Annotated in this window: 17 protein-coding genes and 1 pseudogene; 13 read left to right on the plus strand and 5 right to left on the minus strand. The window is 60.5% G+C overall.

Annotated features, from left to right (window positions below; genetic code table 11):
* Nucleotides 1-31 precede the first annotated feature (31 nt).
* From CXY72_RS05485 to CXY72_RS05520, 8 genes and pseudogenes are all read left to right on the plus strand, one after another.
* Nucleotides 32-1,240 carry a CaiB/BaiF CoA-transferase family protein gene (locus CXY72_RS05485; protein WP_104126689.1) on the plus strand — a complete coding sequence of 403 codons (1,209 nt, stop codon included), beginning with the start codon at nt 32-34 and terminating at the stop codon, nt 1,238-1,240.
* Nucleotides 1,233-1,673, plus strand: a complete 441-nt coding sequence (locus CXY72_RS05490; RefSeq protein WP_158252490.1) for a thioesterase family protein — start codon at nt 1,233-1,235, stop codon at nt 1,671-1,673. Before CXY72_RS05485 ends, CXY72_RS05490 begins: the two co-directional genes overlap by 8 nt.
* Entirely contained in the window at nt 1,670-2,878 is a 1,209-nt protein-coding gene (locus CXY72_RS05495; RefSeq protein ID WP_104126691.1) for an acyl-CoA dehydrogenase family protein, read from the plus strand. The genes CXY72_RS05490 and CXY72_RS05495 overlap by 4 nt, the downstream gene beginning before the upstream one ends.
* Nucleotides 2,879-2,925: 47 nt before the next feature.
* Nucleotides 2,926-3,702 carry a 3-oxoacyl-ACP reductase FabG gene (fabG, locus tag CXY72_RS05500; RefSeq protein ID WP_104126692.1) on the plus strand — a complete coding sequence of 259 codons (777 nt, stop codon included), beginning with the start codon at nt 2,926-2,928 and terminating at the stop codon, nt 3,700-3,702.
* Nucleotides 3,702-4,897, plus strand: a pseudogene (locus tag CXY72_RS05505) (acetyl-CoA C-acyltransferase). The gene fabG and the pseudogene CXY72_RS05505 overlap by 1 nt, the downstream one beginning before the upstream one ends.
* Nucleotides 4,898-5,053: 156 nt before the next feature.
* Nucleotides 5,054-6,046 carry a tripartite tricarboxylate transporter substrate binding protein gene (locus tag CXY72_RS05510; protein ID WP_199183965.1) on the plus strand — a complete coding sequence of 331 codons (993 nt, stop codon included), beginning with the start codon at nt 5,054-5,056 and terminating at the stop codon, nt 6,044-6,046.
* The gene (locus CXY72_RS05515; RefSeq protein ID WP_104126693.1) at nt 6,043-6,570 is read left to right on the plus strand and encodes a tripartite tricarboxylate transporter TctB family protein; all 528 of its coding nucleotides are present in this window, start codon (nt 6,043-6,045) and stop codon (nt 6,568-6,570) included. The genes CXY72_RS05510 and CXY72_RS05515 overlap by 4 nt, the downstream gene beginning before the upstream one ends.
* A gap of 1 nt (nt 6,571) precedes the next feature.
* The gene (locus CXY72_RS05520; RefSeq protein ID WP_104126694.1) at nt 6,572-8,092 is read left to right on the plus strand and encodes a tripartite tricarboxylate transporter permease; all 1,521 of its coding nucleotides are present in this window, start codon (nt 6,572-6,574) and stop codon (nt 8,090-8,092) included.
* 1,004 nt (nt 8,093-9,096) lie between these two features.
* Here CXY72_RS05520 and CXY72_RS05530 read toward each other — a convergent pair.
* The 4 genes from CXY72_RS05530 to CXY72_RS05550 all read right to left on the minus strand — a co-directional run bounded on the left by CXY72_RS05530 (nt 9,097) and on the right by CXY72_RS05550 (nt 14,914).
* Entirely contained in the window at nt 9,097-10,221 is a 1,125-nt protein-coding gene (locus tag CXY72_RS05530) for a reverse transcriptase family protein (RefSeq protein WP_104126696.1), read from the minus strand.
* 212 nt (nt 10,222-10,433) lie between these two features.
* Nucleotides 10,434-11,672, minus strand: a complete 1,239-nt coding sequence (locus tag CXY72_RS05535) for a hypothetical protein (protein ID WP_158252491.1) — start codon at nt 11,670-11,672, stop codon at nt 10,434-10,436.
* A 1,404-nt stretch (nt 11,673-13,076) separates the two neighbouring features.
* The gene (locus CXY72_RS05545) at nt 13,077-13,973 is read right to left on the minus strand and encodes a DUF4238 domain-containing protein (RefSeq protein ID WP_146071073.1); all 897 of its coding nucleotides are present in this window, start codon (nt 13,971-13,973) and stop codon (nt 13,077-13,079) included.
* Nucleotides 13,974-14,266: 293 nt separating this feature from the next.
* A complete protein-coding gene (locus CXY72_RS05550) occupies nt 14,267-14,914 on the minus strand; it encodes a hypothetical protein (RefSeq protein ID WP_146071074.1) in 648 nt (215 codons plus the stop codon).
* A gap of 298 nt (nt 14,915-15,212) precedes the next feature.
* Here CXY72_RS05550 and CXY72_RS05555 point away from each other — a divergent pair, with 298 nt between their 5' ends.
* The 5 genes from CXY72_RS05555 to CXY72_RS05575 all read left to right on the plus strand — a co-directional run bounded on the left by CXY72_RS05555 (nt 15,213) and on the right by CXY72_RS05575 (nt 20,313).
* Complete coding sequence (locus CXY72_RS05555; RefSeq protein ID WP_104126701.1) at nt 15,213-16,190, plus strand: nucleotidyltransferase; 978 nt, start codon at nt 15,213-15,215, stop codon at nt 16,188-16,190.
* Between the two features lie 128 nt (nt 16,191-16,318).
* Entirely contained in the window at nt 16,319-17,596 is a 1,278-nt protein-coding gene (locus CXY72_RS05560; protein WP_158252492.1) for a ThiF family adenylyltransferase, read from the plus strand.
* Complete coding sequence (locus CXY72_RS05565; protein ID WP_104126703.1) at nt 17,593-18,081, plus strand: Mov34/MPN/PAD-1 family protein; 489 nt, start codon at nt 17,593-17,595, stop codon at nt 18,079-18,081. Before CXY72_RS05560 ends, CXY72_RS05565 begins: the two co-directional genes overlap by 4 nt.
* Nucleotides 18,074-18,880: a DUF6602 domain-containing protein gene (locus tag CXY72_RS05570; RefSeq protein ID WP_104126704.1), complete on the plus strand. Its 807-nt coding sequence runs from the start codon at nt 18,074-18,076 to the stop codon at nt 18,878-18,880. Before CXY72_RS05565 ends, CXY72_RS05570 begins: the two co-directional genes overlap by 8 nt.
* Nucleotides 18,881-19,011: 131 nt before the next feature.
* Nucleotides 19,012-20,313 (plus strand): SAVED domain-containing protein, encoded by a 1,302-nt coding sequence (locus tag CXY72_RS05575; protein WP_104126705.1) that lies wholly within the window; start codon nt 19,012-19,014, stop codon nt 20,311-20,313.
* 413 nt (nt 20,314-20,726) lie between these two features.
* Here CXY72_RS05575 and CXY72_RS05580 read toward each other — a convergent pair whose 3' ends face one another.
* A complete protein-coding gene (locus CXY72_RS05580) occupies nt 20,727-21,455 on the minus strand; it encodes a hypothetical protein (protein WP_146071076.1) in 729 nt (242 codons plus the stop codon).
* Nucleotides 21,456-21,508 lie beyond the last annotated feature (53 nt).

Below are 21,508 nucleotides of genomic sequence, written 5' to 3' on the forward strand. Positions count from 1 at the left end.
GAGGCACGACAGACGAACAGGGAGTCATTCAATGGATGAATCTGGCGCAGCAACGAGGCTGCACAGGATTTTCGGTCGACCGGGAAGCGGGCCACTGAGCGGAATCATTGTGGCAGACTTCAGCCGCGTTCTTGCCGGCCCGTACTGCACCATGCTGCTCGCCGACATGGGTGCCACCGTCATTAAAGTGGAGAGTCTGGAGGGCGATGACACCCGTGGGTGGATCCCGCCGGTGCGCGACGACGAGGCAACGTTTTACCTTTCGGTCAACCGCAACAAGCACTCGATCGCGCTCGACCTGAACGACGCGGCCGACCGCGCGGTGGCCCACGAGCTCGCAGCGCGGGCCGACGTGCTGGTGGAGAACTTCAAACCGGGTGGCCTCGACCGGTTCTTCCTTGACTACGACTCGGTTGTGACACGGAACCCCGAGGTAATCTACGCCTCGATCACCGGATTCGGCACCGGAACGGGGGCCGGGCTTCCCGGCTACGACCTGCTCGTGCAGGCCGTGTCCGGCATGATGAGCCTCACCGGCGGCCAGAACACCGAGCCTTACCGCGCGGGGCTCGCAATGTTCGACGTGATCACCGGATTGCACGCGGGTATGGGCATCCTGGGTGCCCTGCACCACAAGGACCTCACCGGCAGTGGGCAGCGCGTGGAACTCAACCTGCTCTCTTCCGCGCTCTCCGGGATGGTCAACCAGTCTGCCGCCTACGTCACGGGCGGGGTCATTCCTACCCGCATGGGCAATGAGCACCCGAGCCTCTACCCCTATGAGCCGATGCCGACTGGCGACGGAATGCTCATCATTGCAGCGGGCAACAATCCCCAATTCACGAAGCTGTGCGCGGCGCTCGACATCACGGAGGCGGCGACGGATGCCCGCTTCAACTCGCCCCAGGCCCGCAACGCGCATCGTGGCCCGCTGCGGGAGATCCTGCAGCGTCAGCTCGCCCGGCGCTCGGCCGCGGAGTGGTTTGAGTTTCTCTCCGAGCTGGGCCTGCCGTGTGCACCGATCCAGGACGTGAAGGGCGGCATCGAGCTCGCCGAAAAGCTCGGCCTTGAGCCGGTCGTGCTGGCGGGAACCGGGGATCGCCGCATTCCCACGGTGCGGCATCCGGTGAAATTCTCCCAGACCCCGGTGACCTACGATCTAGCTCCGCCGAAACTCAACGAGAGTTCCGCCCTCGTACGCTCGTGGCTTGCCACACGCGAGGCGCAGCTCGTTGACTGAGCCATTCCGTGCCCGGGTTGCGGTGCGGTGGAGCGACCAGGATCTCAATGGCCACGTCAATAACGCGCGTGTCGCCACCCTGCTCGAGGAAGCCAGGCTGGCGTGGCGGGCGCAGGCGCTCACGGGCTACGACCACGTCGACTCCCCGACGGTCGTGGCCGCGCTGCAGCTCAGCTTTCGCCGCCCGATCGAGTTCGGCCCCGCCGTCGAGATCGACGTGTGGGTCTCCCGGGTGGGATCCACGTCGTACACCCTGCACTATTCAGGCAGTCAGGCCGGCCACCCGGTACTGGATGCCTCGACCGTGATGGTTCCCGTGCACCCAGTGCACGGGACGGCTCGACTGCTCGACGCCGAGGAGCGCAGTTCGCTCGACCGCTGGTTTATCGCCGATGCAATGCCGCAGAGGCAGCAACAGAAAGGCACAGCATGACCGACACCGCCATCAACACTGACACAGTCATAAATAGTGACTACTATCTGGTCGACGACTTCCTCAGTGATGAGGAGCGCGCCATCCGCCTCAAGGTGCGGGCCTTCGCCGACGCGGAAGTGCTCCCCATCATCAACGACTATTGGGATCGCGCCGCGTTCCCCTTCGAGCTGGTTCCGAAGATCGCCAGACTCGGGATCGTGGGCGGCACGATCGAGGGCTACGGATGCCCCGGGCTGAGCCGCCTGGGCGCCGGAATGGTGTCCCTCGAAATGTCCCGCGCTGACGGGTCGATCAACACCTTCATCGGGGTCCAGTCCGGTCTCACCATGGGCACGATCAACATGCTCGGTAGTGAGGAGCAGAAGCAGCGCTGGCTACCCGGGCTCGCGGCGCTCGACCTCGTGGGCGCGTTCGGACTCACCGAGCCCAACCACGGATCCGATTCGGTAGCGCTCGAAACGAGTGCGCGACTCGAGGGAGCGCACTACGTACTCAACGGAGCCAAGCGCTGGATCGGAAATGCGAGTTTCGCTGACGTCGTGGTGATCTGGGCGCGCGACGAATCCGACGCCAAGGTCAAGGCCTTCGTCATGGAGAAGAACAGCGACGGCTCCTTCCCCGACGGTTACGAAGCCTCCGTCATCACGGGCAAGGTCGGCAAAAGGGCCATCCTGCAGCCGGACATCACGATCACGAATCTGCGCATTCCCGCCGAAAATAAGCTCGTGAACGGCCACTCCTTCGCGGACGCCGTACGGGTGCTCAATTCCACCCGTGGCGGGGCCTCGTGGGAGGCTCTGGGACACGGCATCGCCGCGTACGAGGCCGCCGTTGCATACGCCCGCGACCGCGTTCAGTTCGGCAAGCCCATCGGGAGCTTTCAGCTTGTGCAGAACAAACTTGCCAATATGCTCGCCGAGCTCACTGCAATGCAACTCCTCTGCTTCCGGCTGGCCACGCTCGCTGACCAAGGCAAGATGACCGGGGCCATGGCTTCCCTCGCCAAAATGCACACGGCCCAGAAGGGGCGGTGGATCTGTCAGGAGGCCCGTGACATGCTCGGCGGCAACGGCCTGCTGCTCGAAAACCACGTGGCTCGGCACCTCACCGACATGGAGGTCGTGCACACCTACGAGGGCACGGACTCGATCCAATCGTTGCTGATCGGCCGCGACATCACCGGAATTTCGGCGTTCGCATGAGCCTCCGGCCCGCGAGCGTCCCACAACAGACCAGGCAGGGAGATTTCATGAATAGGCTCACCGACAGGGTCGCGGTCATTACCGGCGGCGCGCAGGGTATCGGGGCGGCGACGGCACTGCGCTTCGCAACGGAAGGCGCGCACGTGGCCATCCTTGATCTGAATGGAGAGCGCGCGGCCGAAACGGCCCAGCAGATCTCCCAAGCCGAGGCCGTTGTCGCGGCGGGCGGGTCGGCTAGTGGTCTCGTGTGCGACGTCACCGACGAAGACCGGGTAGCAAAAGCCTTCAGCCAGGTCTTCGCCCGCGCCGGTCGACTCGACATTCTTGTGAACAATGCCGGCATAACCCGCGACAACTTGCTGTTCAAGATGGGGCGCGCCGACTGGGATTCGGTGCTCGTCACCAACCTCACGAGTGCCTTCCTCTGCGCTCAGGCCGCGCAGAAATTTATGGTTCCCGCCCGCTACGGCCGGATCGTGAGTCTCAGCAGCCGCTCGGCGCTCGGAAACCGGGGACAGGCGAACTACGCGGCGGCCAAAGCAGGGATTCAGGGGCTGACGGCTACGCTCGCCCTCGAACTCGGGCCGTTCAACATCACCGTCAACGCGGTCGCACCGGGGTACATCGCCACGGCCATGACCGCGGCCACCGCCAAGCGGGTCGGCAGCACCGCGGAGGAACACCAGAAAGCGGTCGCCGAGCGCACGCCGCTCGGCCGGGTCGGGGCACCGCACGAGGTCGCAGCCGCTATCGCATTCTTCGCGAGCGACGATTCCTCCTATGTCTCCGGCCAAACGCTTTACATCAATGGGGGAGCGCGCTGATGGCCGAGGCTTTTTTGGTGGGAGGGGTGCGCACCCCCGTCGGCCGCTACGGCGGAGCCCTGTCAAGCATCCGCTCGGACGATCTTGCGGCTCTTGCGCTCGGCGAGCTTGTGCACCGCACCGGCATCGACCCCGCTGCGATCGATGAGGTAATTCTCGGCAACACCAACCAATCCGGCGAAGACAGCCGCAACGTNAAGACAGCCGCAACGTGGCGCGCATGGCGAGCCTGCTCGCCGGTTATCCCGACGAGATCCCCGGGCTCACCGTCAACCGCCTGTGCGCCTCGGGCCTGAGTGCCATCATCCTCGCCTCGCAGATGGTCAAGAGCGGAGCCGCCGACGTGGTCGTGGCCGGCGGGGTGGAATCGATGTCGCGGGCGCCGTGGGTGCTGGCCAAGCCGGACAAGGCCTTCGGACGACCGGGCGAGATCGCTGACACGAGCATCGGTGCCCGATTCGTGAACCCGAAATTTGCCTCGACGACCACTCTCTCGATGCCGGAAACGGCCGAGGAGCTCGCCCGTGTCGATGGCATCACCCGCGAAGAAGCGGATGCTTTTGCCCTTGGCTCCCACGAGCGGGCCGCCGCGGCCATCGATGGCGGCCGTTTTGCGGCCGAGATCGTTCCGGTGACGACGAAGAAGGGTCTCGTGGAGCACGATGAGGGGCCGCGTCGGGACACGAGTCTCGAGACCCTCGCGGGCCTGCGCTCGGTCGTGCGGCCGGACGGAATCGTGACGGCGGGCAATTCGAGCTCGCTCAATGACGGAGCCTCTGCCGTGATCGTGGCGAGTGGGAGTGCCGTTGAACGGCTGGGTCTCACGCCACGCGCCCGAATCGTGCACGGAGCATCGGCAGGGGTGCCGCCGCAGATCATGGGAATCGGACCAGTGCCGGCCACCCGTAAGGTGCTCGAGCACGTGGGATGGTCTGTCAATGATCTGGGAGCGATCGAGCTCAACGAGGCCTTTGCTGTGCAGGCGCTGGCCTGTATTCGGCGCCTCGGGCTCGACCCGCAGGTCGTGAACCGTGATGGCGGGGCGATCGCCCTCGGGCATCCACTCGGCTCATCGGGCTCACGGATCGCCATCACCCTGATGGGCCGCATGGAACGCGAGGGCGCCCGCAGGGGGCTGGCCACGATGTGCGTGGGGCTCGGCCAGGGAACGGCGATGTTGCTCGAACGGGTCTAAACCTAGACACACTTTTATATGCCACGGGTATCAATTCGACCCCAAAATAGTATTGGAAATGGATTCATGATTCTGCAAGAGTGAAATGGGCTGACGCGAATCACTGCGCTAATTACTCCGCCATGAGGCACCAAACAGATGACAATGAGGTCAGCTTTGAAGAAGAACACTGTTGTATTCCTACCCGCGCTCGCCGGACTGGCCATGATGGGCCTCGTGGGCTGTAGCGCCTCCGGCTCTGCCGGGGCGCAGGAGGCCGAAGGCGGATACCCGTCGAAACCCGTTACCTTCGTGGTGCCGTTTGCGGCGGGAGGGCCGTCCACAGTGACGGCCCTCGCCTTCGCCTCCTGCCTCGAGGCGGGGCTCGGGCAGACATTTGTCGTCGAGAACCAGCCGGGCGGTAGCGGTGGACTGGCCATGCAGGACGTATCGAGCGCCAAACCTGACGGCTACACACTCACGCTCGGTACGAACGGCCCGCTGGTGATGAATCCCATGATTAACGAGCTCAACTACAGCATCAAAGACTTCACCTCGGTTGGTGTGATGGCGCAGATGCCGACCGTGTTGGTTGTCGGTGAAGATTCTCCCTATGAGAGCGCCGATGATTTCTTTGCAGCGGCTGACAAGAACCCTGGCAAGCTCAGTGTTGCCGTTCCGGGCGCGACCACCTCTGCGGCAATCGAGCTGCAGCGGCTATATGAGGAATACGACATTGAGGTGATTGCCGTTCCCGCCGTGGGCAACGCGGAGATGACCACCAGCCTGCTCGGGGGTCACGTGGATGCGCTTTTCATCACCGACCACCAAGACGTACAATCGCGCATCGACAAGGGGTCTTTCGTGCCGCTCGCGGTGAGCAGCCCCGAACGGGCGGACTGGTACCCGGACGTGCCTACCCTGGCCGAGCTGGGATTCACTGAGCTGGTCAACGCGGTGTCCGTTTTTGGAGTTATGGGACCGAAGGGCATGCCAGATCCCATCGTGTCCACCCTTGAGTCCGAACTCAAGACCTGCTCGGAAGACGCGACTGTCATCGACCAGATCGGCGAGATGTTCGTTCCGGCGGAGTTCAGCGGCGCAGCAGCCCTCGATGAGGTCTTCGCTGACATGCAGAGACTCTACGAACCCATCCTTGGACAAGAATGAGCGAGGACACCCTCGAGGCCGTCCAAGTCGCCGAGCCTGCTCCGTTCGCAACGGCTGGCCGGTACCAGGGCCGCTTCCGACTCGTCCCTGTTGTGCTGCTGGCTACCGGGTTCGCCGCCGTGATCGGATCCTGGCGTCTCGGACTGGGCGAACTCACCAACCCCGGGCCGGGGCTCTGGCCCTTGGTGGTCTCAATCGCGGTCTCGATCGCGGCGGCCATACTCACCGTCATTCCCGATATTGAGGCCTACGAGAAGTGGACGCGGCGGACGACACTGCTCGTGGGCGGCGTGCTGAGCCTCGTGGTCTTCATCCTTCTCTTCACGGCGCTCGGCTTCGTTGTGCCCGCCTTCTTGCTTCTTCTTCTTTGGCTGCGGGTGTTCGGCGAGGAATCCTGGCGGCTCGCCCTCACGCTCGCCGGTGGCGGCACCGCCGTTTTTTATGTGGGCTTCGCGGTTCTGCTCGGTGTTCCTTTCCCCGACGACATCGTCGCGGGCACCATCACCCGACTGATCGGAATGTAACATGGACGCCTTCAACAACCTGGGTCTCGGATTCTCCGTTGCCTTCGAGCCCATGAACTTGCTTTTCGTCTTTGTGGGTGTGGTCATCGGCACCGCCATCGGCGTGCTTCCGGGCCTCGGCCCGACGGCCACAATCGCGCTGTTGCTGCCCATCACCTACACGATGGACGCCACGAGTGCCGTGATCATGCTCGCGGGCATCTACTACGGTTCGATGTATGGCGGAACGATCACCTCGGTGCTGCTGCGCATTCCGGGGGAGGCGGCATCCGTGGTGACCACCTTCGATGGGTATCAGATGACCAAGCAGGGCCGCGCGGGCCCCGCGCTCGGAATCAGTGCGATCGGCAGCTTCATCGGCGGCACCGTCGCCATCATCGGGCTGACATTTCTCGCGCCCTTGCTGGCGCAGGTCGCCGTCGCAGTGGGCCCCGCCTCCTATGTCGCGATCATGGTACTCGGGCTCTTTCTGGTGACGTCCCTCGGCACGGGGTCCACGATGAAGAGCCTGTGCATGGCAGCGATCGGCCTGCTGCTCTCGACCGTGGGTCAGGACCCGATCACGGGCACGGCCCGCTTCACCTTCGGGATTCCCTCCCTGCTCGGCGGCTTCGACTTCGTGGCGATCGCGATGGGCCTGTTCGGCGTCGGCCAGCTCTTGCACAGCCTCGAACGCACCGAAAAGGCGCAGGCGATCACGACGAAGATCAAGAACATCTGGCCGTCACGCAAGGATTTTCGGGACTCCTCCGGCGCCATCGCACGCGGTTCACTGCTCGGCTTCGTGATCGGCGTGCTGCCCGGAGGGGGTGGGGTTATTTCATCCCTCGCTTCCTACGCGCTCGAGAAGCGCCGAGCGAAAGACCCGTCACGGTTTGGCAAAGGAGCGATTGAGGGGGTTGCCGGTCCAGAGACAGCGAACAACGCGTCGTCGACATCCGCTTTCATACCGTTGCTGATTCTCGGTATCCCGTCCAACGTGGTGCTCGCAATGCTCTACGGGGCATTGCTGCTGCAGGGGATCACACCCGGCCCGTCGCTGATCGAAGATCGGCCGGACATTTTCTGGGGCGTCATTGCGTCGATGTACATCGGCAACGTGATGCTCGTGATTCTCAATATCCCACTGATCGGTATCTTTATTCAGATGCTGCGGGTGAGAACCGGCATCCTTGCGACCTTCGCGCTCATGGTGGTCATGGTGGGCGTGTACTCGATCAATAACAACCCGTTCGACATGTGGGTGGTGCTGATCTTCGGTGTTTTTGGCTGGATTATGATTAAGACCGGTTTCGACCCCGGGCCGCTCGTACTGGCCTTCATTCTCGGACCGATCCTGGAACGGTCGTTTCGGCAGTCGATGCTCATATCCGACGGCAGCTTCGGTATCTTTGTGACTGATCCGATCTCGGCGACGATCTTCGGCGCGCTTGCGGTGTCTCTGACCTACTCGTTCATCAGCCGACGGCGTCGGGTCAAGGCTGCACAGACTCTGTCGCGCGTGAGTGTGGATGCGAAGTAGTTGGAGGCAGCTCACCTCGCTTCCGGTGTCGAGGACGAGGGTCAGTCGCCTCTTAGAACGGCTTCCAGCTTGTCGCGCTCGGCGAGCGGCTGTGGTGATGTGGGGTGTCGGTGGTCAGCCGGTTAAGGATGTCAGCGCCGGTTAGAAATCGAGTCAGAATCGACGGTGAAAACTGAGCCATCCGAGCACGATTGATGGGTGATTACGGTGGAAGAGTGGGCTTTGGTTCGTCGCCTTCATGTGAATGAGGGCGTGTCGCAGCGCGAGATCGCTAAGCGGTTGGCGTGGACTGGGTCGATTACCTGGTTTCGGGAGACCGTCGCGCGCTTGCGGTCGGAGTGTGCGGGCAGGGGTCTTCGGCAATCCCAGATGGTCCTTACCATCGAGTCCCGGGCTTTTGACGAGTAGCAGTCACTACTGCGACCAATCGAGCTAAAGACGCACGTCCTCGCGCTCAAGAGGCGCGATCTGGAACAGCGCGCCCGGAACGGGTACCGCACGAGAGCATTGCGCCCGGCTAGACGTACTTCGTGAATAGCCGTCTGTTGACGCCGACCGAAAATAGGGCCATTTCTGCGGCGATACTGGCCTTACTTTCAGTTGGCGCTATCACCTGTTAACGCCGACTGAAAATAGGGCCAAGAACGCGGCGGTTTCTGAGGGTCGTTGCAACGCCGGGCGGTCTATTCAGAAATCACCGTTGGGTCGGGAGGGCAGACAGCACAGAGGTGAGACTGGTTGCCAGGCTCCTATCAAGTCATGTCGCCCCGATCAAGCGGCATTAGCGGCTCTGGTGCGGCGGACAGATCCACTCAAAGACAACCTCGAAAGGCGTCAGTGTAATTTTGAGTCACCCCGCACCAGAGTCACATCCAGTATCTCTGTGTAGTTTCCCGGTGTTTGGCGTTGGATTCGCGACGCAGTGAGCCATCGTGCCATGGTCATTCAGAACCGATCAGGAAACTTCCATTACCTGCACAAACCGGCCGCCTTGGGCAGAGTATTCAGACGCCGGCCGAATCGAGGAATCCATCGTTCGTCAGCGCTTCGCGCCAGCTTGACGTTGCGGCAGCTGCCCATTCACGATCAACGCCATGAGCGAATGCCAAACATCCGTCTAGATAATTGACCATCGACAGCGAGGACCGGAACCGTCGATGTGCGGCGTGAGCTACCAGCCCGTTGTTCCGCACCCCTCTGATGTGATTCAAAACCTGACGTTTGAACTCGGGAAGCAATCGGACATTCCGGTCGCCAACTAGGAGTCCCAACACTACTTTCCGTGCACCAGGAGTGATGACTCGCGTTTTGTTCGAGTGAACACGAAAACCCGCTCCATGGATCGCGCGAGCGAAGTCAGCTATCAGCTTGCTCGCGTCATCTCGAGAGATTTTTTCGTGCGTGGACATAGTTAGATCGTCCGAGTAGCGCGTGTATACAAAACCTCGACGACTAGCAATCGCGTCAAGCTTCACGTCGAGAGCTGTTGCGACTGCGTTCGCAATTGCGCCGCTCGTTGGGGCACCCTGAGGGAGCACGCCTTCAGCGTGCTGCGAATACGCCGAAAAGAGTCGAACTTTCCCAGTCATTTCGGCTTCCGAAGGCACACGCGTGCAAATTCGTGCGATTTCAAAGGAGAGCAAGGGCGAAAGGTTGAGGTTCCGAAAAACGGAGTAAACACGCGACTCGGAAATCTCTCCAAAGAAGTTATGTAGGTCCATCTTGACAAGCCACTTGGCGCCGACATGCACTTCCGCACAGTGAACGATCGAGACGCCCTTACGATATGCAAACGCCGCCTCGTGTAGATCCAAATTGCCCAACACGTGCTCTAAGAGCCATCGCTGTGCATGCATCAAATCTGGTCTAGGCGACGAGATAAAGCGAAACGAACCATCGTCCTTTTTTCGCTTGATGGTTTCGTAGTCGTCAACCCCACGTCGGACGACCTTCCGAAGATAGTCGTAGGACAACTCGCTGTCCCGAGCGAAATGGCGCAATGTCAAAATTGGCCTGACCCCGGACTTGACCATGGCGGCATTCGCAATTGAGGCACGACGGAGAACCTCAGCGTCTCGACCCAATTGAGTCCCGTTGGCGAGGTAAAGGTGAGAGGAAAGCTTCGTCATCTACTTTGAGTTCTTCTATCCCGTAGGGATGTGCGGGCAAAGGGAGCCTGAAGTCCCCGTAGGGGCGGTTTGTCCGCAGGTACACGCGTTGCGACAGCTAGTCCGAAAGTCATAGTTTGCTATGACCCCGATCCGAATGCGGATCATCGAGCTTTCACCGACCGAGTCATGACAACGTCACGACTTCATCTCTAGACTAAAAAACTTTCCTCTCACCTGTGTCCCCAAGGATAGTAGACGCCGTGGTCCTTGGCGGGCGAGCGTGGCAGCACGGACCTAGTGTTTCGCTTACCCAAGTCCAGCTCTCGTCGCCCGAGCGACGTGACGGCAAGATGGCCATCGATCCATCCACTCTTTTCCATGTAGTTGAGCAGGGACTTCGCCTCAACACTCGATAGATCGAGCGCGACTTCGATGGTGGCTTCCGACCCGCCAGGTGTTAGCAATTGAGCGAGAGCCAATAGGACTTCGCGGCCACGACGCGTCATTTGACGGCTTAGGGCCTCGCCCAGTCGTGGCTGGTTCGCCGCCTTTGCGACCGCAGGTTGATGTCTCACGGCGACGCGTCGAGACGATACTTCTGTTTCCAACTCCATCGACATAGCCCGATCGTCGAAGAAGGCATGCCAGCCTTCGGTCTCGGGTCTCCAAAGGATGAAAGGGAGAGTGTTTGGAATACTCTCTTGGAAAGCAAACAGGCCTCCATTTCTGCCGTACCCAAGCGGCTCTACACCTTCCGTCACGTACTTCTTACACAGGGCGATCACAGATCGTTTTTGCGCGCCTGTCCAGGGGCGGGTCTCGATAGTAGGTTCACGCACGACGAAGTGGAGGTCGACCTGCTTAGGTCCTAGTTTCAGCTCGGCCTGAGGCGCGGCCACATATGACACAACTTCGAAGCGAACCCACTGAAATGACTTCCAGCTCTTGAGCGTTTTGTTGGCGAGCAAGATGTCGATGAAGTCGAGCACCTGTTTACCGCTCCCAACGATGTCCGTGATGAGGAGGATGGTTTTTACGCGCTCATCCCTCAGCTGCTTCTTGGTTGCGTGTGGGCCGCCCACAAATGGCATCTCGCCGTTCGATTCTCGGACCAGTGTGCGGATTAGATTTCCGATCCATCCTTCACTCCCGGGCATGACCGAACCTACGTCACCAATCTCGAACGTAGCGAAAGGGACAAGAGGCGCTATCGGCATGTCCCGCGACCTCAAATGGTGCTCGATGTCTTCCTTAGCCATGACTGGCAAAAGCCACACCGGTGTGCCGAGGTCTTTGATTCGGTTCGAAATTAGTCGCGATAGATCCGGCCTTGCTTCGCTAACTTTGACCAAGGAAAGTGAATCAAGTAAAAGTTTGGCCGCTTCCCGATCTGATTCGAGGAAGTTGCCCATCCACGATCGACCGCGCGATGTCTCGGATAGCAAATCTGTCGTGCTGCGTACAGTCATCTTTGGGGCTCCAAGGCTTCAGGGCGGTCCGAACAGATTTGATCTAAGGTGCAAATTTTCGGGCTCTGCCGAACAGCTTTTGTGTCTTGATCATGCCGCGTCTTGGACGACAATGTGAAATGCTTCGAGAAAATCTGGGTTGAGCCTATTGCTGCCCGGGCTGCCGGGTCCGCCGCGCCCATGGTGTCGGATGCTGAGCCCGTTCCGGCGGAATCAGCCATCGCTCTGCTCACCACACAGGTGCTGACCGACCAAGCCCAAAACTTGCGAGGAGATGACATTCCACTCAAGCGTTTCCCGCGACATCAATGACGCTTCATCTGACGCCCTCCGCAACTGCCTGGAGCCGTGGCTGCCCGTCCCCTTCGTTCCCATCCGACCGATAAAGACGGATATGTCAGCAGGTCCGAAACCCGCCAAGTGGTGGCCGGCCGGCGACTGTCAGGTTGCAGATGCACTGGCGGATCTTGCAGATCCCTGGGCGGGCAATTGCAGCACGTTGGCGGATGGGCAAGACCGGCGATCAACATGTTCCAACTTCGCTGAAGGGCGATATCTGCCTCTGACCTGGGTTTGAAAGATCCTTTCCATGGGAGACAAGATGGTGGGCTGGCCGACCCGATACAGCCCTGACCCGTGAATCCTTCACGGCCGGGGCTGTCTCATTTTCAGGCGGCGATCAAGAGCCAGCCGCGGCGACGGGCTACTTGATAGTCCTCATGAAGTTCACGCTCCGCAAGCACGTCGAGGTCGTTCGGCAGCACGCAGCCGCCTCCCCCCGGGCCAAACCCCGCCGTGGCGTCTGAGGGACGGCGGAGGTCTTGGTGAACCTCACGGTCCAGAGTGATGCAGACCTCGTGCTCGTGCCCCTGGCTTCAGTTTGTATCGCAACAGCTCGCCGACCCCAACCACTCGTGGCCACGACAGCAAGCCGGAGAAGTACTACTGAACAGATCGAGCCATGAGGCTCCAGCAAGAACTAGCCAGGACCATCCTCGTCCGTACCTTCGGGGACGGGGTGTCTCCCTTGTAACTCCCTCCCACTAGCGGCGGCATGCGGTCGAGAGCCGAACGCATCGCAGGTTGAATTGGAGTTCTTCGACGACCTGTCAGCGACGGTTGAAACTGTCGTCGCATTTGGCCTACTTCTTCACCGTCGCTGACACGACCGAGGGGAACTCGGGAGCGATGGTCGCATCGTGGTGGACGGGGCAGTCCCAGGTACAGCTCTTCGACTGGGTCTTCTCCGGATTGCCCGCTCCATGGTCGCAGCCGCGGCCATACCCTCCGCCATGAGACGGTGGTCCTGAGCGCGATCGAACTTGAGTCACCACGAAACAGGGTGAGTCGTTGCTCGACGGTATCGCCAAGAACGCGATGGGTTTCCTCTGACGCCAGGCCAACTCACGCATTTTTCGCAATCATTGATCTCACAAACCGCTGCGTTTGGATCCAACCCGCAACGTCGCCGAGGGGGTCGTGCGGGAGTGTCCAGTCGCTCGGCATCGCAACGAACGAGCGAGCCGCGTAAATTGTTCGCTGGTTTATCTGCTGTGCGGAGAGGTATTTGCGTTGGCGCCCGTCATGAAAGTGGAGCGCCACCTGCGTCGTGAGCGGGATCGTGAAGGCAGCGGCTTGATGCTGGGGTACGCCGATTCCGTGCTTTGCCCAGTTCTTTCCTGTGGAGTCGTACTTGTCGGCGTGCTTCGGCGCGACACCGTACTGGGCCGCAAACCCATCGGATATGAGTAGCCGGGGTTCTTCGTACCGCATGACGTCACAGCGAAGGCGCGTGAGGATTCCCACCATCGAGTCCCAGCGATCCTTCGGGTCGCCATTCGCCTCCTTGGATGCTTCCCACGCCCCGAGAACTTGCCGCGCGGTGACGTCGAGAATTGCTGTTTGAATCTCGAGTTCAGTTCCGGTCATCCCCTCCGCCTCGAGCCGCGACTTGAGGTAGCCCATCAGCGCACGGCTGCGGTTGTGCTGCAGACTCGCGAGCCAGGGCAGTGTGGGGTAGTCGTCGAGGTCGATCGTTCGTTGGGACGACGACACGAGTGCGGCAATCTCGTTCGCCGCGGCGCCTTCGAGGTCGGACATCCAATGTTCGAAGAACTCTCGATCAGGGCTCCCGTCGGGACGTAGCCGCGCGTGTCCGCCTCTGACATGACCGAGTCTGAGGGTCTTGGAAGTGTAAGTCGCATCTCGGTCGATGGCGAAGACGCGCAGGCTTCCTCCGGAACCGGTGAAGTTGCGCAGAAGCATCTGCGGTACAAAGTGATGTTTTTTTGGAATAGACACAGTGTCAGTATCCAGGCGCGGCGGAATCTCTCCTATTCACACTTACCTGCGACTCTCGATGCCCGGCGGACCGTTGGTGCCGCTCGGAAATCTCACCTGGCGAGGTGTCGGTGAAGTCGGAAGAAATCCGGAAGCGCGGGGCGACTTCTAGGGAATCGGCGATTCCGGGGTTGCTGACCGGATGGACTTCGTACGACTGTAAGCGGACCACGATCGCGGGCGGATCCGCGAGCGCGCATGCCGGAGGCACTTCGGCGCCAAGTCAAGCCTCATGCAGAACTACGAGTCGTGCGTCAGCCTTGGTTCGTCCGCCGTCCTGGTACCAGAAGTGCAGCGACTTCTGCTATCGGACTACCCATGCCCGTGAAGACTTCTGCGAACGTTGACCAGATAGTTCCCTGCCAGTCACGGGGCACGATCTCTTTCACATCCGTGTCAATCAGAGGGGTATCCAGAGTGACGGCCGGGACTCCCGACACGACGACGCTGAACGACCAAGATTGCCGCCTCTTTAACAAGAGCGGATTGACACGAATAGTCGCGCTGGTTGGCTCCGTGCCGACCGCGGGAACGTCGATCTTCGCACCGCCCTCAATCTTGGTCACGCCGTAGAACTGAGCCGCGATACCGACTGAAATCGGACGTCCGGCATCGAACATGTCCGAGGTGATGTCGCGCGGCCCGGAGTTCACGAAGACGACGGTGATTAGGACGGGATCGAGAACCGGAATGTCGCGGTACATGACTTCCAACTGCGATCCTTCGGCGACACGTGAGATGAGAGGCGTGGATTCGGAAAACCAGGTCAGGGCAGCCCTCCTCGTGCCGAAACGGCGAGTCACTATGACCGTGGCGATGATCGCCGCCGTTGCTAGAACGGCCGTAACGACCCAGCCAACTACCGACCACTCGACTGCCATGGCCGCGGCATTTAATGCCACTCCTTCAACGTGATGCACTATCTGGTCCCCTTGCGATCGGCCCCACCCTTTGTTGCGCGAAGAGCTACGCCCGGCATACTCACTGCTGCTCGCCGAAACGCGGGCAACGCAGGCCAGATCTGATCATCACAGAGTCGAAGGTATCGCGAACAATCGCCTCACCCCAAAGTATCGATACGTGGTGCGTTTAGAAGAGGAGACTGCGAGCATGGCGCAGACTGCTGATTCGCGACTTCCAGATTCCTCGTGATGTCGGTGCCCTGCCGTATTGTTCAGTGCAGTCAACAAGGGAGTATTAATGACCACCGGATTCGAAGCCGCACAAAGCGCGGTTGAACCTCAGCAGGCCGACAAGGATGCGGCCAGCCGAGCTCACCTAGAGGTCCGTGAGGTTCTGGCGCGGGACCCGCTGCTGAGCGAATGGGGTATCAACTCAATCCTCATAGGCTCCTATAAGCGACAGGTCTCGATCCGGAGGATCAAGGACGTCGACGTCTTCTGTCGGCTCGAGAGCATTCCGGACGGTGTACCAGGCACGAAGGCACTGGACAAATTTTTTCGCGTGCTCACGGACGAATACGGTGACAACAGCGTCACACGTCAGGCGCGGTCATTGAGCGTGGAAATCCCGTCGTGGAATGGCCTCCATGTTGACGCGGTCCCTGCACGGCCAACGGGCGAGTTCTGGGAGATTCCCGATAGCGAGGATCCGGGCTCTGGTTGGCAGGAAACGAACCCCGACAACTTGACTGAGCTTTCGTCTCAGATGAACGCTGAGATGGGGGAGCTTTATGTCCCGTGTGTGAAACTCATCCGACAGACCCGGCGGACCCTGATCGGCGATCACCCTGGTGGGTTATTCGTGGAGATGGCGCTGTACACGGCGTGCGCCCGCGGCCTCGTCTCTGGCGACACCATACGGGACTTCTACATCAGTGCACTCCACGGGATTTCTCAGGTCGTCGACGCGAAGGTCCACGACGGGGCAGAGATCCCCGATCCGACGCGCCCGGGCGAGCTCCTGGAGTTTAGAGCGACCGACGAAGAATGGGCGACCGCCGCGGACGCATTCCGGGCAGCAGCAGCGGACGCGGAGGGCGCACGGACCGCTGCGCGATGTGCAGCTGAGGCGACATTCCATCGGCTACTCGGGGAGAACTCCGACGGCGAGGTCGTGTATCCACTTCCGTCTGACTGCAACCTTGACGGCACCACCAAGTCGCGGCTAGTGGCGGGTGACCGTACCGTGGCGGGAGGAAATCAGAAGTTCGCGTGATGGAAGTCGATGAGTTCTTCCGATCTGCTCACGATGACCTCATTTACGAGCTCGAGGCGCACGGCTTCGTACAGACCGACCAAGACTCGTGGATGGGCGAGATTGCCACCCGGAGCAAAATTTGGCGTGTGCGGGTCGAAATCAGCTGCCCGTACCCGGCTCATCCGCCGCGGGTCTTCATCGAAGATGACAAGCCGCTCTCATGGCACCAGAACGCCGACGGCTCGCTATGCCTCTACTCACAGACCAGCCCAGGAGCCTTCCCCTGGTTCGCCCACGGCGCCTTACTCGACCAGATACGCGGCTGGCTTGAGAAGGACGCGGCCGGCTGGGTCGGCGACTTTCCCGACCTTGACCTCGAGAGGTACTGGACACCGAATACACGCTTCACGCTTCTCGTACACGATGAGCTGCCCGAGGACGGTAACTACTGGCTTCGGTTCGACCGAGTACGGCCTTCGACCCTCGTTCAATCAGGATCCTCGTGGCCGCCACGGAGGCGGCCGAAAAGCCATAAGCACCTCTACGGGTGGTCGGTTGACATCGGTGAGGTCGCGACACCGCCACGATCGTGGGTGGAGCTCTCTGCAGATCTGAAGGACTCCGCCGACATCGAGGGAGCTCTACGCGAGCGTCGAGCAGATGTCTTGCTCCTGCGGTACACCCGCGATGGCCAAAGAGGAGTGCTGGGCCTCGTCCCCGTTCCGGGAGGCTCGAGCCAAGAGCTCCAGTTCAGATCGGTGAGCTGTGCGTCACGAAGTCCAGAAACGATGGCTCTTCGCGCTGGGTTCCAGAGCTCGCAGCTTCGCGAGAAATCTGTAACCATCGTCGGCGTCGGCGCTATCGGCTCCTTCATCGCAGAAGGTCTTTTCCGATCGGGCATGGGCCGTCTTCTTCTCGTCGATGGGGACCAACTTAGACCAGGCAACCTCGTCCGCCACGCCGCCAGCGTCTCTCTCGTGGGCAAACCGAAGGCGGAGGCGATGGCAGAGACCCTGGGCGCGTCGGCCATAGCTCTGGCCGCCAGGGTAGACTCCCTCGCATCCGCGATGCAACTTGTCGAATCTTCAGACCTGGTCATCGACGCGACGGCCAACGAGGTCGTCACCCAGCTCCTTGCCGAAGCGGGACGGGTCTCCGGCAAGTCGATCCTTTCCGTCTACCTGGCGAATCAAGGTCGGTCGAAAGTCATCGAGGTACTGCCGTGTGCGATAGAGGCGCGGTTCATCCCACAGGAAATGGCGCCGGCCGCTTCAGACGGTGTCGAATCAGGGTGCGGAGATCCCGTCTCGGCTACGCCCCCATTCGCCGTCATGGAAGTCGCAGCCATGGCCTGCCGGATCGCGACAGCAATGCTTGTCGACGACGCTGGGAACGCGAACTCCGAGTGCCGCGAGCAACAATGACTGACCTCCGCGCTGAGGCGAAGGTGGATATCTCCGCAGACGTCATAAAGGCGCTCAGTAACGCAGCAACAACCGCCCTGCCCTATGAAACCGGTGGTCTTTTGATTGGATGGCGAGACGGGGAAAACGTGGTCGTTCGTGCGTGGATTCAACTCGGCACGCCGAACCCCAGGACCAACCGGTTTGATATTGACGCGAAGAAGGCCACCAAGGTACTGAAGCACCACTTGCGAATGACGTCCAACCCTCTGGAAGGGTATGTCGGCGCGTGGCACACCCACCCGGCACTCGCGCCTCCGAGCGGAACAGACATCGAGACTTTCGGTGCCAGTGCTGCTGCCACGTCCGCGCCGCTCGCATTTGTGGTGCTTGCGACAGACGGCTTCGCAAGCACTGCCCACATTGCCTGGGCGGGGCGCAGTGGTGACCGGGTAATGATCCGAACGCAGAAAACGATCACCGTCGAGAGGACCAAAAGTGAGTAAGAAGGCTGACACCAAATTTGATCTCAAGCGCGCGTTTCTGCAGCGCCAGAAGGCCATGTCCGCTGAGCTTGAGGTACCGCTGGAGTTCACCACTCATCCAACGGCGATCGGCGATGCCTCCGAAGCAAACTGGGTCAAAATGCTTAGATCCTTCCTGCCGGGCCGATACGAGGTCGGCCCGATCTTCGCCCTCGACGCCCAGGGCGGCCGGAGCGAACAGATCGACCTAGCCATCTACGACCGCCAATACTCACCTCTTTGGTTCGAAGCAGCTGGCAACCGCTACGTTCCAGTCGAGAGCATGTACGCGGCACTCGAGGTGAAACAGGAGATCAACGCCAATTACCTCAAATACGCAGCCCAGAAGATCGAAAGCGTCCGAACCCTTCACCGAACCTCCGCTTCCATCGTTGACATCTACGGCACCCAGACAGGTCCCGCGCCAGCTGACCGTCCAATCATCGGAGGCATCGTCGCCCTCCGGACGTCATGGAAAGACGGCGTGGCGTCCGACGCGGGTCGCAGCAACATCACGAAGCACAGCGGAGACCGACACCTGGACCTCGGGCTGGCACTCAACGACGTGGCATTCGACTACGTTCCTGCATTAACCACGAGCGAACTGCTCACCCCAGGACTGACGTTCAGCGAACCCGGCGTTCAACTGATCTCATTCGCAATGAGGCTGTTTCGCCGCCTGCAAGCCACGGGCACCGCACTTGCAGTTGACCTGAACGTCTACGAGGAGTCACTAAAATCGATCACGGTCTCCGACTATACAGACATAGACCATGGCTGACGCCGCAGTCCTTCACCGCCCACCTCCAGTACCTGGAGGGCCGTTGCGCGGACCATCAACAACACACCGCAACTCAGTTCAGCTCTGCTCCGAACCGGCTGAGATGAAACAGCGAGCAGATAGGACATCCAATGACTCAGCTCGAAGCAACTGAACTCAATCCGTCGGACCCCGTGTTCCTCTCTTACCGGCAGTGCGACGGCACGCTGATTACGACAGAACTGGCGTGGATTCTTCGAGCAGCGGGGATACCTGTCTGGCGGGACCAAGACGACCTGCCTCCCGGGGACACCATCGAGCGCCTGAAACAGGCAATCGCAGACGGTCTCTCCGGAGCGGTGCTGATCGTCACGGAGGACGTCGCGAACAGCGAGGTCGTGAAGTTCACCGAATCTCCGCTTCTCATCGAACTCCACAAGAAAGACTCTGCATTCGCACTGGCGATCGCCAACGATCTCCTCGTGAACGATCAGATCGACTACGCCGCGCCGGATCGGTTGCTCGCCAAGCAGGCCGGGACGCTAAAGGGTGTTGACCAGCAAACGTCAAACCGCGAAGGCCTTCTTACCTTGGCGAAGAAGCTCCTCTGGCATCGGATGGCTCTACATCGCACCCTCGTCGCTACGCAGGGCAGATTCAGCCTGTCCGTTCAAACTCGTAACATGGCCCAGTCACTGGACCGCACGGGCGGTCAACTCGACATTCGACTGAGGCGTTCGTTACACGAGAAGTTGCCCAGCCCTCAGGGACTTCGCGATTTGCAGGACACGCTCGCTTTCCTGCCGGACGCAGTAGTGAGAGCCGGCGCACCTAGCGTCCAAATTCGCGGCGGAGCACACTTGTCAATTGCGTACTCAATCGGTGCAGCTCTGCCCTCATCGCGAGTCGGTGAGATTGAAATCATCGATCAGCGGGATGAGTCCTGGAAAAGCACGAGCGAGAGCATCCAGAACGGTCTGGCCCTCGCAACCCGGCCCGCCGTGGTGAATCCGGTCAAGCCTCCGAATACAAACCGGCCGCGAGTTGCGGTCTATGTCGACCTGCTGTCGCAACCCAGTCCGGCGGCATTCGAGCGGTTCCTCGAAGAGCATCAAAGCTCATTCCACGCCTGGGTTCACATTGAGCCAAATTCACGAGAAACGCTCCTGAATCCGGGACAGGCTGGCGATCTTGCAGCATCGATCATGGCCCAGATGCGCGAGCTTTCCGGCGCTCACTCCAACGCAGAAGTTCACCTGCTGCTGAGGTGTCCATTCCCCATTGCTGTACTTCTCGGACGACTGTCGAACACGCTCACCACGGTTGTGTATGAATGGGATGACGTCTTCGATGATGAAGCGGCGGACTTCCGGCCGATTTATGTGCCCACGCTTCGGATCCGACCGTCGGGAGCAGCGGGCGCCATTACGGAAGTGCTTCTCCCCGCTGCATAGATGAGCTCATCGGCGGTGAAATCTCGCTCAACGGCGGTCTTGGTCGGCGGAGGGTTCTGTCTCCAACGGCGCGGTACTAGCCGCTTTCAGGCTCTTCGACAGCGCGATAAGCCACACCATAATGTCGGTTATGGTCTGGCCGGTGGCGACGGCCAACCTCCCCAAACCGCCGCGTCTGAGGCCGGTCTACGTGAGGCGGTAGTACATCCAAGGATCGCGCCGCGGCGTTGACAGCCCCTGCTCAAGAACAGGAGCCATCTTTTCGGACGTCGGATTTGGTTCGCGCGCTTCACCCAATCAGCAACCCAACCCCTGCAGCGCAAGCGCCGATAACTACTCATATGACATCGGCGGTTCGTGGGAAGCGATGGCAGAAGGCATCCGTGATTTCTGCCACGTTCTGGAATGCCAGCTCAGACTTTGAGCGCGTTCAGCATCGCTGGTAAATCGGCGGGAACACAAAGGCCTAAAGGTGTCTCTGTGTCCCTACCACTATGGGTGATCAAGATTGCCGCGGGCGGATCTCCCGCTTCCCCACTGAAAATTCGCCATGCCTCGACAACTTTTAAATCTCGGGCGCGGATCTCTACCCGGTCGCTTGGCTCCTTGAATTCGAGGATCTGGGCAATCGAGGACTCTTCCAAGATGACGCCGTGGGGCGATTCCCACGATTCGGCAATCCATCGCGCCACGGCATTCGTCGTCACCAACTCGATCCGCCTATCCGACGCGGCTACGGGAGCTTGTGAGAAATACGTCGGAGGTTTCACAATGTTCAGGAAAGCGATAATGCTGTCCGAGGCCTGGAAGACATGTGGCGGGAGAAGGTGGAGTGCATCCAATACTTTGGGCGGCCGCTCAATGAGCTCCATTTGCCCTTCGATTGTGCGAACGGCGTCGTCACGAGGGTCAGCAATAAGCTGACCGTTGAGACTCGACGTGTGGACGATTGCGTTTCGCAAGTCCGCGTAATCTCGGAGCAAGTTTCGTTGCCGTGGAACGAGGTCTTTCGACGTTCGGACGAGTTCGACGAAACCTGGTCTGCCGTCCGCGCCATTTCGGGACCGGAGTATTCGCTCGATGCCATTGAATGCATCGAGAAATCTTTGACCGTTGGAAAGTGTGCTGTCTGCACCTGTCATTTCATCACAACTCCTATTCGCCTTGCGGCACGGCCCCGTTTCTCGTCCTGCGA

It is taken from the genome of Cryobacterium sp. Y57 (assembly GCF_002929505.1).
In the GTDB taxonomy this organism is placed as follows: Bacteria; Actinomycetota; Actinomycetes; order Actinomycetales; family Microbacteriaceae; genus Cryobacterium.